This window comes from Alsobacter sp. P4_H11 (genome assembly GCF_056400925.1).
In genome coordinates, this window is record NZ_JBFUKI010000008.1 from 224425 (window position 1) to 240563 (window position 16139).

General features: G+C 68.1%; 16 protein-coding genes. 12 read left to right on the plus strand and 4 right to left on the minus strand.

The genetic code is table 11. From position 1 onward, the window contains the following. Positions 1-15: 15 nt before the first annotated feature. The gene (locus tag AC1DSZ_RS16215) at positions 16-1830 is read right to left on the minus strand and encodes a potassium/proton antiporter (RefSeq protein WP_476839377.1); all 1815 of its coding nucleotides are present in this window, start codon (positions 1828-1830) and stop codon (positions 16-18) included. Positions 1831-1977: 147 nt separating this feature from the next. Between AC1DSZ_RS16215 and coaD the strand changes: the two genes are divergently transcribed. The 3 genes from coaD to AC1DSZ_RS16230 are packed head-to-tail and all read left to right on the plus strand — an operon-like array spanning position 1978 to position 3600. After that, on the plus strand, positions 1978-2496 hold the full coding sequence (gene coaD, locus AC1DSZ_RS16220; RefSeq protein ID WP_476839378.1) for a pantetheine-phosphate adenylyltransferase: 519 nt from the start codon (positions 1978-1980) through the stop codon (positions 2494-2496). A 32-nt stretch (positions 2497-2528) separates the two neighbouring features. Beyond that, positions 2529-3083: a peptidylprolyl isomerase gene (locus AC1DSZ_RS16225; RefSeq protein ID WP_476839379.1), complete on the plus strand. Its 555-nt coding sequence runs from the start codon at positions 2529-2531 to the stop codon at positions 3081-3083. A 52-nt stretch (positions 3084-3135) separates the two neighbouring features. Next, complete coding sequence (locus AC1DSZ_RS16230; protein ID WP_476839380.1) at positions 3136-3600, plus strand: peptidylprolyl isomerase; 465 nt, start codon at positions 3136-3138, stop codon at positions 3598-3600. 87 nt (positions 3601-3687) lie between these two features. On the opposite strand, the gene AC1DSZ_RS16235 is transcribed toward AC1DSZ_RS16230, so the two are convergent. Together AC1DSZ_RS16235 and AC1DSZ_RS16240 are read right to left on the minus strand one after the other, a co-directional pair. Next, positions 3688-3906: a type II toxin-antitoxin system RelE/ParE family toxin gene (locus AC1DSZ_RS16235; protein ID WP_476839381.1), complete on the minus strand. Its 219-nt coding sequence runs from the start codon at positions 3904-3906 to the stop codon at positions 3688-3690. Between the two features lies 1 nt (position 3907). Next, positions 3908-4159, minus strand: coding sequence for a ribbon-helix-helix domain-containing protein (locus tag AC1DSZ_RS16240; protein WP_476839382.1), 252 nt, complete (start codon positions 4157-4159; stop codon positions 3908-3910). An 89-nt stretch (positions 4160-4248) separates the two neighbouring features. Here AC1DSZ_RS16240 and queA point away from each other — a divergent pair, with 89 nt between their 5' ends. The 8 genes from queA to AC1DSZ_RS16280 all read left to right on the plus strand — a co-directional run bounded on the left by queA (position 4249) and on the right by AC1DSZ_RS16280 (position 11694). Further along, positions 4249-5343 carry a tRNA preQ1(34) S-adenosylmethionine ribosyltransferase-isomerase QueA gene (queA, locus tag AC1DSZ_RS16245; protein WP_476839383.1) on the plus strand — a complete coding sequence of 365 codons (1095 nt, stop codon included), beginning with the start codon at positions 4249-4251 and terminating at the stop codon, positions 5341-5343. Continuing rightward, positions 5340-6494, plus strand: coding sequence for a tRNA guanosine(34) transglycosylase Tgt (gene tgt, locus AC1DSZ_RS16250; RefSeq protein ID WP_476839384.1), 1155 nt, complete (start codon positions 5340-5342; stop codon positions 6492-6494). The genes queA and tgt overlap by 4 nt, the downstream gene beginning before the upstream one ends. 200 nt (positions 6495-6694) lie before the next feature. After that, a complete protein-coding gene (locus AC1DSZ_RS16255; RefSeq protein WP_476839385.1) occupies positions 6695-6991 on the plus strand; it encodes an FAD assembly factor SdhE in 297 nt (98 codons plus the stop codon). Positions 6992-7022: 31 nt separating this feature from the next. Beyond that, entirely contained in the window at positions 7023-7427 is a 405-nt protein-coding gene (mce, locus tag AC1DSZ_RS16260; protein WP_476839386.1) for a methylmalonyl-CoA epimerase, read from the plus strand. Positions 7428-7463: 36 nt separating this feature from the next. Continuing rightward, on the plus strand, positions 7464-7694 hold the full coding sequence (locus AC1DSZ_RS16265) for a DUF1467 family protein (RefSeq protein ID WP_188517134.1): 231 nt from the start codon (positions 7464-7466) through the stop codon (positions 7692-7694). 680 nt (positions 7695-8374) lie between these two features. Continuing rightward, positions 8375-9697 (plus strand): proline--tRNA ligase, encoded by a 1323-nt coding sequence (gene proS / locus AC1DSZ_RS16270; RefSeq protein WP_476839447.1) that lies wholly within the window; start codon positions 8375-8377, stop codon positions 9695-9697. A 10-nt stretch (positions 9698-9707) separates the two neighbouring features. Beyond that, a complete protein-coding gene (locus tag AC1DSZ_RS16275) occupies positions 9708-10985 on the plus strand; it encodes a lipoprotein-releasing ABC transporter permease subunit (RefSeq protein WP_476839387.1) in 1278 nt (425 codons plus the stop codon). Between the two features lie 4 nt (positions 10986-10989). Further along, on the plus strand, positions 10990-11694 hold the full coding sequence (locus AC1DSZ_RS16280; protein WP_476839388.1) for an ABC transporter ATP-binding protein: 705 nt from the start codon (positions 10990-10992) through the stop codon (positions 11692-11694). On the opposite strand, the gene AC1DSZ_RS16285 is transcribed toward AC1DSZ_RS16280, so the two are convergent. Next, positions 11691-12266: an RBBP9/YdeN family alpha/beta hydrolase gene (locus AC1DSZ_RS16285; RefSeq protein ID WP_476839389.1), complete on the minus strand. Its 576-nt coding sequence runs from the start codon at positions 12264-12266 to the stop codon at positions 11691-11693. The two genes, AC1DSZ_RS16280 and AC1DSZ_RS16285, sit on opposite strands and share 4 nt — an antisense overlap. A gap of 350 nt (positions 12267-12616) precedes the next feature. On the opposite strand from AC1DSZ_RS16285, the gene dnaE reads away from it, so the two are divergent. Then, positions 12617-16078 (plus strand): DNA polymerase III subunit alpha, encoded by a 3462-nt coding sequence (dnaE, locus tag AC1DSZ_RS16290; protein WP_476839448.1) that lies wholly within the window; start codon positions 12617-12619, stop codon positions 16076-16078. Positions 16079-16139: the final 61 nt, after the last annotated feature.

Here is a 16139-nt window from a genome sequence, read left to right on the forward strand (position 1 = left end):
CTGCCATGGCGGGCATCAGGACGCGGTGTGCTTGCGCACCCGCCAGCCGCGGATCGCAAGGCGGAGCTTCGCGAGCGCCTGTTCCCACCAGGGCTTCGGGGTCGGGAGGTCCTCGTCCTCCTCGGTCGCCTCCAGGATCAGGCCGGCGAGGCGCACCTTCTCGTGCACCACGTCATGCGCGATGAGGCTCGCGGCGCCGAGGTCGATGCGGTCATTCTCCTGCGGCGCGTCGTCGAGCCGCTGCGCGAAGAGCTCGGCTACCGTCATCGCCCGTTCGTCCGAGCCGACGTCGAGCCCGTAGAGGTCCGCGATGGCCCCGATGCTGAGGCTGCCGTCGAACGGGAACTCGGCCATGGCCTCGGCCGCGGGCGCCAGCCCGTCCACGGCGAAGAAGCGGTCGAGGCGCGCCAGCCGCGAGGTCGGTGCGAGGAAGTACCCGTAATCGCGCGTCTGCAGGGCGCCGGCTTCCGCCGGCTCGAGGATCTTGCCGTCGCGCACCACCAGCACGGGCTTCACCCAGGCGGGGAGGGCGCGGTGGCGCGCCGCCGGGCTCTGCTCCAGCAGCGGGTAGCCGACGAGCTCGGCGTCGAGCTGGCCGGGCAGGTCGATCTCGATGCGCTGCACCTCCGGGGCGGGATCGCGCAAGGCGACGCCCAGCCGGCGTCCCGCATAGCCGATGGTCCAGCCCTGGACGATCAGCGACACCACGACCACCACGAAGGCGACGTTGAAATAGATCTCGGCCCCCGGCATCCCGGCCAGCGTCGGGATCGTGGCGAGAAAGATCGAGACGCCTCCGCGCAGGCCGACCCAGGAGATGAAGGTCATCTCGCGTCGCGAGAACCTGAACGGCGCGAGGCACAGGAACACCGCCAGCGGTCGCGCGACGATGATCAGCACCACGGCCAGGGCGAGCGCCGGCGCGAGCACCGGCAGGATCAACTTCGGCGAAACAAGCAGGCCCAGCAGGGTGAACAGCGCGATCTGGCAAAGCCACGTCGCGGTGTCGTGGAAGCTCGCGATGGACGCGTAGGCCCGCACCGGCCGGTTTCCGACGATCAGCCCCGCCACGTAGGCGGCCAGAAACCCGCTCGCGCCGATGATCTGCGCCAACGCGAACACGACGAGCGCCGCCGTCACCACGAAGGCCGGGTGCAGCCCGGCCGGAAGGCTCAGCCGGTTCAGCACGAAAACGAGCCCGAACCCGCCGAGCCCGCCGATAAACACGCCCAGCGAGGCTTCGCGGATCACCGCCATGATCACGTGCGCGGCATCGACGCCGGGCCCGCCGGCCGCGATCTCGACCAGCACCACGGTCAGCAGCACCGCGAAGGGGTCGTTGGTGCCGGATTCCACCTCCAGCGTCGCGCCCACCCGCCGCTTCAGTTGCAGGCCGCCGGTGCGCAGGAGGAAGAACACCACGGCTGCATCCGTGGAGGCCACGATGGCGCCGATCAGCAGCGCCGGCGTCCACTCCAGGCCGAGCAGCGCCTTGGCCACCGCGCCCGTGATGCCGGCCGTGAGCAGGACGCCCACGGACGCGAGCACCCCGGCCGGCCCCAGCACGGAGCGGATGGTCCCGGCGCGGGTCCGCAAGCCGCCGTCGAACAGGATGATCGCGATCGCGGCCGAGCCGATCAAATAGGTGAGGCCGTAATCGCTGAACGCGACGCCGCCGGGCCCACTGTCGCCGGCCAGCATGCCGACCCCGAGAAATACGAGCAGGATCGGAACGCCGAAACGCGACGCCGCCAGGCTGGACAAAATACCGATCAATGCCGCCGCGGAGGCGAAGAGAAGCGTCGCGTGGGCGTGAAAAAGAGCTTGCATGCCAGCACTATCGGGGGTGGTTCCGACCGGAACAAGCCTCACGGGATCGAATTCCGGCATTTCGGCCCGATCTCGTCGCGGCGCCGTGGCTGCGCCAAATCTCCGGCCCGGCTTGCCCGCCCATCGCCCGCGCGATAAGGCTTGCGCATGTCAGCGATCCGCGCGCCCCGCACGGCCTTTTACGCCGGCTCGTTCGATCCCATCACGAACGGCCATCTCGACGTCGTCCGCCACGCCTGCCGGCTGGCCGAGACGCTCGTGGTCGCCATCGGGGTGCATCCGGGCAAGGCGCCGTTGTTCTCGGTCGAGGCCCGCCGGGAGATGATCGAGGCGGAGTTCCAGTCTCTGGCGACCGAGACCGGCGCGGCGATGCGCGTCGTCACCTTCGGCGACCTCGCCATCGACGCGGCCCGCCGCGAGGGCGCCACGCTTCTGATCCGCGGCCTGCGCGACGGCACGGACCTCGACTACGAAATGCAGATGGCGGGCATGAACAGCGCCATGGCGCCAGACATCGCGACGGTGTTTCTGCCCGCCTCGCCGATGGTCCGCCCCATCACGGCCACGCTCGTGCGCCAGATCGCCTCCATGGGGGGCGATGTATCCCGCTTCGTGCCCGCCGGCGTCGCCGCCCGCCTTCGCGCCAAGTTCCCCGCGAAAGCCTGACGGGCCGGCGCCAACACTTCTCTGGAGGATCCATGAACAGACGTCACGTGGTCGCCCTTGCCTTCGCCGCCGCGCTGGCTGCCGCCGCGCCCGCTTCGGCGCAGACCGCCGACCCGCAGAACACGCTGGTGCTCACCACCAAGGACGGCAAGGTGACGATCCGCCTGCGGCCGGACCTGGCGCCCAAGCATGTCGAGCAGGTGAAGGCGCTGGCCAAGCGCGGCTTTTACGACGGCATCGTGTTTCACCGCGTGATCGACGGCTTCATGGCCCAGACCGGCGACCCCACCGGCACCGGCACGGGCGGCTCCGACCTGCCGAACCTGCCGGCCGAGTTCTCGCGCGAGCCGTTCAAGCGCGGCACGCTCGGCATGGCGCGTTCGAATTCGCCGAACTCGGCCAATAGCCAGTTCTTTATCTGCTTCGGCGACGCCAGCTTCCTGAACGGCCAGTACACGGTGTTCGGCGAAGTCACCTCCGGCATGGACGTGGTGGACAAGATCAAGAAGGGCGACCCCAACGCCAACGGCCTCGTGAAGAGCCCGGACAAGATCGTCAGCCTGAAGCTCGCGGCCGACGCCAAGTAGACCAACGCCTCAACGAACGCCGAAACCCCCGAACGGGCGAAAGGAGCCACGCATGGCCGATCCCGCAAACACCCTCATTCTCGAAACCACCCAGGGCCGCGTCGTCATCGAGATGCGCCCCGACCTGGCCCCCGGCCATGTCGCCCGCATCGCCGAGCTCGCCCGCTCGGGCTTCTATGACGGCGTGCCGTTCCACCGCGTGATCGAGGGCTTCATGGCCCAGACCGGCGATCCGACCGGCACCGGCATGGGCGGCTCCGGCCAGAAGCTCAAGGCCGAGTTCAACGCCGAGCCGCACAAGCGCGGCGTCTGCTCCATGGCCCGCGCGCAGGATCCGAACTCCGGCGACAGCCAGTTCTTCATCGTCTTTGACGACGCCGGCTTCCTGGACCGCCAGTACACGGTCTGGGGCAAGGTGACCGAGGGCATGGAGAACGTCGACAAGATCAAGCGCGGCGAGCCCGTGAAGGATCCGGACAAGATCGTCACCGCCCGCATGGGCGACCAGGCGGCCTGAGGCTGCCCGACTCGTCAGCGCAGCCAGCGTTCCGGGTCGCGCATTCCATGAACGACTGCGACGACGGTAATCCCGTCGTCGCGTGGCTCATAAAAGGGCGATATAGCGTCCTTCGATCAGGATGCGGGCCGTCGCGCTCAGGGCAGGTATGGGCGCGCCCATGAGCGGGTTGTCGGCCGCAAGCTGCATTTTGCTCAAGAGGTTCTGGATCAGCCGCTCAGCCGCCGTCGTGTTGTCTAGCGCGATGGACTTCCAAATCCCGAAGAGATCATCGTCTGCACGCGGTGTGAGATAAACGTCACCCACCTCAGCGGGCTCGGGCCTTGAACTCCGAAACCAAGTTAGTCGGGTCGATCTTCCGAGCCGGACCACTCGCCAAGCCCTCGTCGTAGGCTTGTTTCAGGCGGCGCTCTTCGCTGTCGAGAACATCCTGCCGTTCTTCCCAGAGCCGCAAAGCCTCTTCGAGCACCTCGCCCTCGGAGCCATAGCCGCCATCGTGCACGGCCGTTCTGATGCGACGGTCGAGTTCAGGCGAGAGCGGGATTTTGAGGGTCGGCATTTCCATACTCCAGCGTCGATGATGGAGGCGCGGCTTGACGTACGCAAGGGGCCCGGGACAGACCTGATGCCTCCACCTCAAGAGAACTCATGAAAGTCGACCTCTTCGATTTCGACCTCCCCGAAGCCTCGATCGCCCTGCGCCCCGCGCAGCCGCGCGACGCCGCGCGGATGCTTGTAGTGCGCCCCGGCGCGGCGCTGGAGGACCGTGTCGTCCGCGACCTGCCCGATCTGCTGCAGCCTGGCGACCGGCTGGTGGTCAACGACACGCGCGTGATCCCGGCGCGGCTGGACGGCGTGCGGGTGCGCGGCGAGGCGGTCGCGCACATCCAGGCGACGCTGCATTTGCGCGAGGGGCCGGACCTTTGGCGCGCCTTCGTGCGGCCGGCCAAGCGGCTCGCGGTGGGCGAGCGCGTCCGCTTCGGTGAGGCGAGCGAGAGCATGGCCTGCCTGCTGGCGAGCCTCGACGCCGAGGTGGTGGAGAAAGGCGAGGGCGGCGAGGTGCTGCTGCGCTTCGCCTTCACGGGCCCGGCCCTGGACGAGGCCATCGCGCGCGTCGGCCACATTCCGCTGCCGCCCTATATCGCTGCCAAGCGCGGCGAGGACGAGCGCGACCTCAGCGACTACCAGACGCTGTTCGCCGAGCACGAGGGCGCGGTGGCGGCGCCCACGGCCGGCCTTCATTTCACGCCGGAACTCACTGAGCGCCTCGCGGCCCGCGGTGTGGGGCTGACCCGGCTGACCCTCCATGTCGGCGCCGGCACTTTCCTGCCCGTGAAGGCGGACGACACCGCCGACCACAAGATGCACGCCGAATGGGGCATGATCAGCCCGGAAGCCGCCGACGCTCTGAACGCCACGCGCGCCGCAGGCGGCCGGATCATCTCCGTCGGCACCACCTCGCTGCGCCTGCTGGAAAGCGCCGCCTCCGAGGACGGCCAATTCGAGCCCTGGCAGGGCCAGACCTCGATCTTCATCACCCCCGGCTACCGCTTCCGGGCCGTGGACGCGCTGATGACCAATTTCCACCTGCCGCGCTCGACGCTGTTCATGCTCGTGAGCGCCTTCAGCGGCCTCGAGACCATGCGCGCCGCCTACGCGCACGCCATCGCGAGCGGCTATCGCTTCTATTCCTACGGGGACGCCAGCCTGCTGTTCCCGGCCGCGCCGGAGAACCGCTCATGAGCCTCGTCGACACCCCCGTCGAGGACTTTTCTTTCACGCTGACGGCGACGGACGGCAAGGCCCGCACGGGCGAAATCCGCATGCCGCGCGGCGTTATCCGCACGCCGGCCTTCATGCCGGTAGGCACGGCCGGAACCGTGAAGGCGATGTATCCCGAGCAGGTGAAGGCGCTGGGCGCCGACGTGGTGCTCGGCAACACCTACCACCTCATGCTGCGCCCCGGCGCGGAGCGCGTCGCGCGACTCGGCGGCCTTCACAAGATGATGAACTGGCCGTACCCGATCCTGACGGATTCGGGCGGCTTCCAAGTCATGTCGCTAGCGCAGTTGCGCAAGCTCGACGAGAACGGCGTCACCTTCCGCTCGCATGTAGACGGCGCCAAGCACGTGCTCACGCCCGAGCGCTCGGTCGAGATCCAGGGCCTGCTCGGCTCCGACATCCAGATGCAGCTCGACGAATGCGTGAAGCTCCCCTGCTCGGACGCCGAGGCCGAGCGCGCCATGGAGCTCAGCCTGCGCTGGGCCGAGCGCTCCCGCGCGGCCTTCGGCCACCAACCCGGCAAGGCGCTCTACGGCATCGTGCAGGGCGGGGCGGTTCCGGATCTGCGCGTCCGCAGCGCCAAGGCGCTCGCCGCCATGGGCTTCAAGGGCTATTCCATCGGCGGCCTTGCGGTGGGCGAGCCGCAGGACGTCATGCTGGCCATGATCGAGACCGTGGAGCCGCATCTGCCGCGCGAGAAGCCGCGCTATCTCATGGGCGTCGGCACGCCCGACGACCTCATCGAAGCCGTGCGCCGCGGCGTCGACATGTTCGACTGCGTGATGCCGACCCGCGCCGGCCGGCACGGGCAGGTCTTCTCGCGCATGGGCAAGATCAACCTGCGCAACGCCCGCCACGCCGACGATCCGCGCCCTATTGACGAGCAGTCGAGCTGCCCGGCCGCGCGCGACTACAGCCGCGCCTACCTGCACCACCTCGTGAAGGCCGGCGAGATCCTCGGCATGATGCTGCTCACCTGGGTGAACCTCGCCTACTACCAGGACCTCACCGCCGGCATGCGCAAGGCCATCGCGGACGGCCGCTACGACGACTTCGCGGCTGAAACCAAGGACGGTTGGGCGCGCGGCGATCTGGAGCCCTGGGCCGGGTAGGGGACGAGCGCAAACGCGCCCCCTCTCCCCGGCACGGGGAGAGGGCTGGGGTGAGGGTGTTCGTCATCCCCTCATCCGACCTCGCTTCGCTCGGCCACCTTCTCCCCGTGCCGGGGAGAAGGGAGAGCCCGCGGCGCCGTGCGCCATGACAGGCGCGGGCTGCGCCGCTATACAGGCCGCAACCACCACGGAGCCTCGCCATGACCGGCACCACCCGCACCAGCGCCGATCTCGACCCGCGTCGCCGCAAGGTGCTGTTTCGCTCCTGGCACCGCGGAATGCGCGAGATGGACCTCATCATGGGCCAGTTCGCGGATGCGCAAATCGACCAATTGACCGACGCCGAGCTCGACATCTACGAGCACCTCATCGAGGCCCCGGATCGCGACATCCTGATGTGGCTCACCGGCGAGGCGCCGACGCCGGCGAACTACGACACGCCGGTGTTTCGCCGCATCAAGGCGTTCCACACCCATCTGGGGCCGATCAACGTCTGACGCGGCCCACGCCGCACGAGGGGGATAGCGCATGATCGGCCGGCTCAACCACGTTGCGATCGCCGTGAAGGACATCGAGGCCGCTTCGCGCCTCTATCGCGACACGCTCGGCGCCGACGTGTCGCCCGCGACCGACCAGCCCGAGCACGGCGTCACGGTGGTGTTCGTCAACCTGCCCAACACGAAGATCGAGTTTCTCCAGCCGCTGGGCGAAGCCTCTCCCATCGCCAAGTTCCTGGAAAAGAACCCCGACGGCGGCATCCACCACGTCTGCTACGAGGTGGACGACATCCTGGCCGCCCGAGACCGCCTCAAGGCGACCGGCGCGCGCGTGCTGGGCGACGGAACGCCGCGCATCGGCGCCCACGGTAAGCCGGTGCTGTTTCTGCATCCCAAGGATTTCAACGGCACGCTGGTCGAACTCGAGCAGGCCTGAGCCGCGCCCGCCAGCCGCCGCAACCACGAGCACCACATGAGCATCACGGGCGGCCTGGCGCTGTACTTCATCATCTGGTGGCTGACGCTGTTTGCGGTGCTGCCGATCGGCGTGCGCAGCCAGCACGAGGATGGAACGGTGTCGGACGGCACCGAGCCCGGCGCCCCCATGCTGCCGCGCATGGGCTTCAAGCTGCTGCTCACCACGCTGCTGGCTCTGCCGGTGTTCGGCCTCGCCTGGTACGTGATTGTGGTGGTGGATTGGTGAGCGCGCGACCGCGCCACAAAATCAGGCGTCGGCGCCACATTTGAAGGCGCCGTGATGCGGCCCGAACGGCGCGCCGCGCGAAGTCATGCAATGGCCCCGCACTTCGCAACGCCCTTTGGACTGTACTTCGAGCGTGACACGGTAAGCCGCGCGAACCGGTAAATTTCGACTGCCCCTCTTCGCCGCAACGACGCCCGACCGCAAAGTCGGGTCCAGCCTAGGGGAAGCTCAGGCCCAAGATCTGCTTGGCAGTTGAACGGCATAGCCCAGCCACAAAAGAAAAAAGGCAAGACTTGCGTCTTGCCTTTTTGGTAGTTTTTCTTGTTTTGAACCCCAGATCTCGTCAGCCGTTACGGCGCCGGTCAATCCGAATGCTCACTGCCCTTCTCGAGCTTTTGGTCGTCTTCCTCCCAAGACTTGGACCACGAACCCTTCCCCGTTGGTTCGGGGTGGGCCTGTTGTTGTGTAGAAGACTCATAGCGTAGCAAAAACGGTCTGTCATCTCTTTGTGCAACCGCCGACGCGAAAAGATGCAGCGTCTCGCGCTTTGGTTCGTTCGCCGCCTTTCCGCCGCCGGATTCGGTCGCTTGTGTTTTGGGCGGCGATGGTTTTGATGGTGCGGCGGCCCGCCCAGCGCGTCCGCGCGATTCATGCTGCTCGCACCACGCTTTTGGAACGCCATGCGCCTTTCCCGCTACTTCCTGCCCATTCTCCGCGAGCCTCCCCGCGAGGCCGAGATCGTGTCGCACCGCCTCATGCTGCGGGCCGGCATGATTCGTCAGGAAGCCGCCGGCATCTACGCCTGGCTGCCGATGGGCCTGCGCGTGCTGAACAAGATCAGCGCCATCGTGCGCGAGGAGCAGAACCGCGCCGGCGCGATCGAACTCCTGATGCCCACCATCCAGTCGGCCGACCTGTGGCGCGAGAGCGGCCGCTACGAGGCCTACGGCAAGGAGATGCTGCGCATCGAGGACAGGCACGAGCGCGAGATGCTGTTCGGCCCCACCAACGAGGAGATGATCACCGAGATCTTCCGCGGCTCGGTGCGCTCCTATCGCGATCTGCCGCTCAACCTCTACCACATCCAATGGAAGTTCCGGGACGAGGTCCGCCCCCGCTTCGGGGTGATGCGCTCGCGCGAGTTCCTGATGAAGGACGCTTATTCGTTCGACATCGACAAGGAGGGCGCGGTCCACTCCTACAACCGGATGTTCGCCGCCTATCTGCGCACCTTCCAGCGGCTCGGCCTCACCGCCATCCCGATGCGCGCCGACACAGGCCCCATCGGCGGCGACCTTAGCCACGAATTCATCATCCTGGCCTCCACGGGCGAGAGCGAAGTGTTCTGCGACAAGGCGATTCTGGACCTGCCGGTCCCGGGCGCCGACACGGACTTCGACGACGCAGCGGGCCTGCAGTCGATCTTCGACGCCTACACGACGCCCTATGCGGCCACGAGCGAGATGCACGACGCCGCCGCCTTCGCGCAGGTGCCGGCCGAGCGGCAGGTCTCGGCGCGCGGCATCGAGGTCGGCCACATCTTCTATTTCGGCACGAAATACTCCGACCCGATGGGCGCCAAGGTTACGGGCCCGGACGGGCAGGAGCGCCCCGTGCACATGGGCTCCTACGGCATCGGTCCGTCGCGGCTGGTGGCGGCGCTGATCGAGGCCTTCCACGACGACAACGGCATCGTCTGGCCCGATTCCATCGCGCCCTTCAACGTCGCGCTGCTGAACCTGAAGGTCGGCGACAGCGCCACGGACGCGGCCTGCGACACGCTCTACCGCGCGCTTGGCGCCCGCGGGCTCGACGTGCTCTATGACGACCGCGACGAGCGGCCGGGCGCGAAATTCGCGGCCGCCGACCTCATCGGCGCGCCCTGGCAGGTGGTGGTCGGCCCCAAGAGCCTCGCGGACGGCAAGGTGGAGTTGAAGCGCCGCGCGACGGGCGAGCGCACGCTCGCGTCGATCGAGGACGCCGTCGCCCGGCTGACGGCCTGAGACGGGCCGCATGAAAGACGCTGACGCCCTGCGCGGCACGCGCCCCTTCGCGGGCTTCGAGTGGATGGTGGCCCTGCGCTACCTCCGCGCGCGCCGCAAAGAGGGCTTCATCTCGGTGATCGCCGGCTTCTCCTTCGCGGGCATCATGCTGGGCGTGGCGACGCTCATCATCGTCCTCTCGGTGATGAACGGCTTCCGGTCCGAGCTCCTCAACAAGATCGTCGGCATCAACGGCCACGTCTTCATCGCCGGCGTCGACCAGCCGATGACCGACTTCGTCGACGTCACCAACCAGGCCAACGGCACGCCGGGCGTGAAGTTCGCCTTCCCGATGGTGGAAGGGCAGGCGCTCGCGTCATCGCCGAGCGGGGCCAATGGCGTCCTCGTGCGTGGCGTGCGCCAACAGGACATCACGAAGATCCCGGCCATCGGCGGCACGGTGCGGCAAGGCCAGCTCGAGAATTTCGACACGGCCGGCGGCGTCGCGATCGGCCGGCGCCTGGCCGAGTCGCTCTTCATCCGCGTCGGCGACACGCTCACGCTCACGGCGCCGAAGGGCGCCGAGACCCCCTTCGGCGTTGCGCCCCGCATCAAGAGCTACCCGGTGGTGGCGGTGTTCGAGGTCGGCATGTCCGAGTTCGACGCCGGCTTCGTCTACATGCCGCTCGCGGAGGCGCAGGCCTATTTCAACCGCGACAACGACGTCACCGCCATCGAGGTCTTCCTTCAGGTTCCCGACCGCATCGACGAGGTGAAGGCCGCGCTGGAGAAGTCCATCAGCCGCCCGATGATCCTGTCCGACTGGCGCCAGCGCAACAAGACGTTCTTCGGCGTGCTGGAGGTCGAGCGCAACGTCATGTTCCTGATCCTGATGCTGATCGTGCTGGTCGCCGCGCTCAACATCATCTCGGGCCTGATCATGCTCGTGAAGGACAAGAGCCAGGACATCGCCATTCTGCGCACCATGGGGGCCACGCGCGGCGCCATCATGCGCATCTTCCTGCTGACGGGCGCGGCCATCGGCGTGGTCGGCACCTTCGCGGGCTTCCTGCTCGGCCTGCTGGTGAGCATGAATGTGGAGACCATCCGGGGCTTCATCTCGCGGATGACCAACACCAATCTGTTCCCGGCCGAGTTCTACTTCCTCAGTCGCCTGCCGTCCGAGGTCGACCCGCGCGAGGTCGTCACCATCGTGTCGCTGGCGCTGGTGCTGTCGTTGATCGCCACGCTCTATCCCTCCTGGCGCGCCGCCCGGCTCGATCCGGTCGAGGCGCTGCGCTACGAATGACCGCATGAGCAACGGCGCCGCCCCGGACGACTATCCCGCGCTGTACCTCTACGGCGTGCAGCGCCGTTTCATGCAGGGCGAGGGCGCGCTCGAGATCCTGCGCGGCGCTGATCTCGCCGTCTGGGCCGGCCAGTCCGTCGCCCTGATCGCGCCGTCCGGCACCGGCAAGTCCACGCTGCTGCAGATCGCCGGCCTGCTCGAGAAGCCCGACGGCGGCGAGGTCTATGTGGACAAGGTCCCGACCGTGACGCTCGCCGACGACCAGCGCACCGCGCTGCGCCGCAACGCAATCGGCTTCGTCTACCAGTCGCACCACCTCCTGCCGGAGTTCTCGGCGCTCGAGAATGTGATGCTGCCGCAACTCATCCGTGGCTTGCCGAAGCGGGACGCCGCCGAGCGCGCCGCCAACCTGCTGAGCTATCTCGGCCTCGGCGAGCGGCTGAAGCACCGCCCGTCCGAACTCTCGGGCGGCGAGCAGCAGCGCGTCGCGCTCGCCCGTTCGGTCGCCAACGCGCCGCGCGTGCTGCTGGCCGACGAGCCCACCGGCAATCTCGACCCCAAGACTTCGCGATACGTCTTCGACATCCTCACCCGGCTGGTGAAGGAAACCGGGCTCGCGGCCATCATCGCGACCCACAACCTCGATCTCGCCGCCCAGATGGACCGGCGCGTCACCATCCGTGACGGCGTCGTGGTGGAACTCGCCTAGAGGCGCAGGCCGCCCAGAAACTCGCCGAAAAGCACCAGCCCCTCCGGCCAGAGCCCCAGATCGGCCTCCGAGCCGATATGGCCGCGCGCGCCTATCTCGATCAGCCGCGAGCCCCACGCCTGCGCAAACACGCGCGCCCGCTCGATCGACACATACTCGTCGTCGTCGCTCGCCACCACGGTGGACGGGAAGGGGAACGGCTTCAGGATCATGGGTCCGAAGCCCACCGGGCCGCCCGGGATCCCGTCGCGCATGTCGCGATCGGTCGGCGCAACCAGGAACGCGCCTGCGATCTTGGCGACGAGATCCGGCGCGCCGTCGCGCAGACTGAACAGCATGGTCAGCGACGTTCCGAGGCTGTGCCCCACCAGAACCACCGGGCGCTCGGCCCGCGCCACGGCCGCCCGCAAAGGCGGCAGCCAGTCCGAATAGACGGGCTGCTCCCAGTCCGCCTGCTGGACCCGGCGCATGGCCGGAAAAGCCCGCTCCCAATGGTTCTGCCAGTGGGTTGGCCCGGAGCCGTGCCAGCCGGGCAGCACCAGAACCTCGTATGCGTCCAGCGCGCCCGCCATGCCGTTCATTCCTTCCAGGCCGGCGGTTAACCCTGCCGCCGGCTTTCAGTTTGCGACGGCGTGGAGGCAGCCACAAGGCGCTTGCAACAGGAACAAATAAAGAACATGCTTGGTGCATTCGATGAACAGGGAGTTCCGCCATGGTTCGCACGATCATCTCCGACATCGCCGAAATCGCCGCGCTCGGCTCCTTCGCGACGGCCGTGCTGGTGTTCTCCAAGCTCGCCGGCGCCTGAGCTGCGCCTGTCCGGTCCGTCGTCCCCAGCCGCGTCGGCGTGGCGGCTGGACCCGGGCAGCCGCGAAGCCGATGATGCCGGCCTGTTCGGGGAGAGCTTCGCGTGAGTCGCATTCTGGGTGACGTCGGATTCGTGCACCTGCACGTGCATTCGTCCTTTTCGCTGCTGGAAGGGGCGCTGCGCATCGACGACCTGAAGAAGCTCGCGCTGAAGGACGCCATGCCGGCGCTGGCCCTGACGGACAGCAACAACCTCTTCGGCGCGCTGGAATTCTCCGAAAAGCTCTCCGGCGCCGGCGTGCAGCCGATCACCGGCATCGAGCTCTCGGTCGAGTTCGGCGACGAGAAGCCGAACCGCAACGCCACCCAGCCCGTGCGCCCGAGCCTCGTGTTGCTCGCCGCCGACGCGAAGGGCTACGAGAACCTGATGCTGCTGGGGTCTCGCGCCTATATGGGCCCGGCGCCGGGCGAGCCGCCGCATGTCCAACTCGATGAGCTGTTGCGCCTCAGCGACGGGCTTATCCTGCTGACCGGCGGACCGGACGGCCCGATCGACAAGGCCATCGCGGCCGGCCAGCTCGACCTCGCCGGTTCGCGCCTCGATGCGCTGGCGGCGGCCTTCGGTGACCGGGTCTATGTCGAGATCCAGCGGCACGGCACGGAGGACGAGGCCGCCGTCGAGGGCGAACTGATCGAGCTCGCCTACAACAAGCGCCTGCCTCTGGTTGGAACCAACGAACCCTATTTTCCCAAGTCCGACGACTACGAGGCGCATGACGCCCTGCTGGCCATCGCGGAGGGCCGGCTCGTCTCCGACCCCGATCGCCGCCGGCTCTCCCCGGACCACGGCTTCAAGACCCGCGCCGAGATGGTGCAGATCTTCAAGGACCTGCCGGAAGCCGCCGCCAATACGGTGGAAATCGCCATGCGCTGCAGCTTCCGGCCGCGCACCGGCAAGCCGATCCTGCCGCGCTTCACCACCGGCGACCACGAGGATCCGGACCTCGTCGTCGCCGAGGAGGCCGCAGAGTTGCGCCGTCAGGCGCATGAGGGCCTCGCCCGTCGTATCGCCGCGCATGGGATCGCGCCCGGCATGACGGAGGACGAGTATCGCGAGCGGCTCGACTTCGAGCTCTCGGTGATCGAGCGCATGAAATATCCCGGCTACTTCCTGATCGTGGCCGACTTCATCACCTGGGCGAAGTCGCAGGACATCCCGGTCGGCCCGGGCCGCGGCTCGGGCGCGGGCTCGCTTGTCGCCTATGCGACCACCATCACGGACCTCGATCCGCTGCGCTTCGGGCTCCTGTTCGAGCGCTTCCTGAACCCCGAACGCGTGTCGATGCCCGACTTCGACGTCGACTTCTGCCAGGACCGGCGCGAGGAGGTCATCCGCTACGTCCAGAAGCGCTACGGCCAGGATCGCGTCGCCCAGATCATTACGTTCGGCACCCTGCTGGCCCGCGGCGTCATGCGCGACGTCGGCCGCGTGATGTCGATGTCCTACGGCCAGGTCGACAAGCTCACCAAGCTGGTGCCGCAAAATCCCGCCAACCCGGTGACGCTCGCGCAGGCCATCGAGGGCGAGCCCAAGCTGCAGGCCGCCGCCGCCGAGGACCCCGTGGTTCAGCGCATGCTCACCGTTGCGCAGAAGCTGGAGGGCCTCTACCGCCACGCTTCCACGCACGCGGCCGGCATCGTAATCGGCGACCGCCCGCTCGAGCAGATCGTGCCGCTCTACCGCGATCCGAAGTCGGACATGCCGGTCACCCAGTTCAACATGAAATGGGTGGAGCCGGCCGGCCTGGTGAAGTTCGACTTTCTCGGCCTGAAGACCCTCACGGTGCTCAAGACCGCCGTGAACCTCCTGAAGCAGCGCAACATCACGATCGACCTCTCGGCGATCCCGATCGACGACAAGAAGACCTTCGAGATGCTGGGCCGGGGCGAGACCGTCGCGGTGTTCCAGGTGGAATCGGCCGGCATGCGCAAGGCGCTGGTCGAGATGCGAGCCGACCGCTTCGAGGACATCATCGCGCTCGTGGCGCTCTACCGGCCGGGCCCGATGGCGAACATCCCGGTTTATTGCGCCCGCAAGCACGGCGAGGAGGAGCCGGACTTCATCCATCCGCTGCTGGAGCCGGTGCTCAAGGAGACGCAAGGCGTCATCATCTACCAGGAACAGGTGATGCAGGCCGCGCAGATCCTGTCCGGCTACTCGCTCGGCGAAGCCGACCTCCTGCGCCGCGCCATGGGCAAGAAGATCAAGGCCGAGATGGACGCGCAGCGCGTGCGCTTTGTGTCTGGCGCCGTGAAGCAGGGCGTGCCGCAGCAGAAGGCCGACGAGGTCTTCGACATCCTGGCGAAGTTCGCCGACTACGGCTTCAACAAGTCCCACGCCGCCGCCTACGCGCTGGTCGCCTACCAGACCGCCTTCCTGAAGGCGAACTACCCGGTCGAGTTCCTGGCCGCGTCCATGACGCTCGACATGTCCAACACCGACAAGCTGTCGGAATTCCGCCGCGAGGCGCAGCGCCTCGGCATCCTGGTGGAGCCGCCCAACGTCAACCGCTCGGGCGTCACCTTCGAGGTTCACCCGGACGGGAAGGGGGCCTTCGCGATCCGCTACGCGCTCGCGGCCGTGAAGGGCGTCGGCGTGCAGGCCGTGGAGAGCATCGTGGCGGCCCGGCGGGAGGGCGGCCCCTTCCGCGACCTCTCGGACCTCGCCCGGCGCCTCAACCCGCGAATCGTGAACAAGCGCACGCTGGAGAGCCTGATCGCGGCCGGCGCGCTGGACGACATCGAGCGCGACCGCGCCCGCTGCGTCGCCGCGCTGGACGCCATCATGGCGCAGGCCAACCGCGCCCAGGAGGAGGCGACAGCCGGCCAGGCCAATTTCTTCGGCGGCGACGGCCACGTGGAGCCCATCCGCGTCGCCCACTACGAGCCGTGGCTGCCGTCCGAGCGCCTGCAGCGCGAATACGACGCCATCGGCTTCTTTCTCACCGGCCACCCGCTGGATGAGTACGCGCATGTGCTGGAGCGCCTGCGCGTCCAGCGCTGGGCCGATTTCGCCCGCGCGGTGCGGGGAGGGGCCTCCATGGGCCGCGTCGCCGCCACCGTGCTCGACAGGAGCGAGCGACGCACCAAGTCCGGCTCCAAGATGGGCATCTTCTCGCTGTCGGACCAGAGCGGCCACTTCGAGGCGATCATCTTCTCGGAGGGCCTCAACCAGTACCGCGACCTGCTGGAGCCCGGCCGCGCCGTGGTGCTCACCCTGCAGGCGTCCGCCGAGGGCGAGGAGGTGAGGGCGCGCATCGGCACGGCCGAACCGCTGGATGTCGCGGCCGAGAAGCTGAAGAGCTCGATGCGGGTCTTCCTGCGCGACGACAAGCCCGTGCGCAGCATCCAGGAGCGCCTGCGCGAACGCGGCGACGGCGAGATCGCGCTGGTGCTGATGCTGGACGACGGCCAGCGCGAGGTGGAGGTGAAGCTGCCTGGCCGCTACAAGGCCACGCCGCAGATCGCCGGCGCGCTGAAGGCCGTCCCCGGCGTCGTCGCGGTGGAGTTCGCTTAAAGGCGGGCGCCGCCTGGACGCGCGAGCCTCCGGCTCGCCACGCTGGCGCAGATTCATGCGG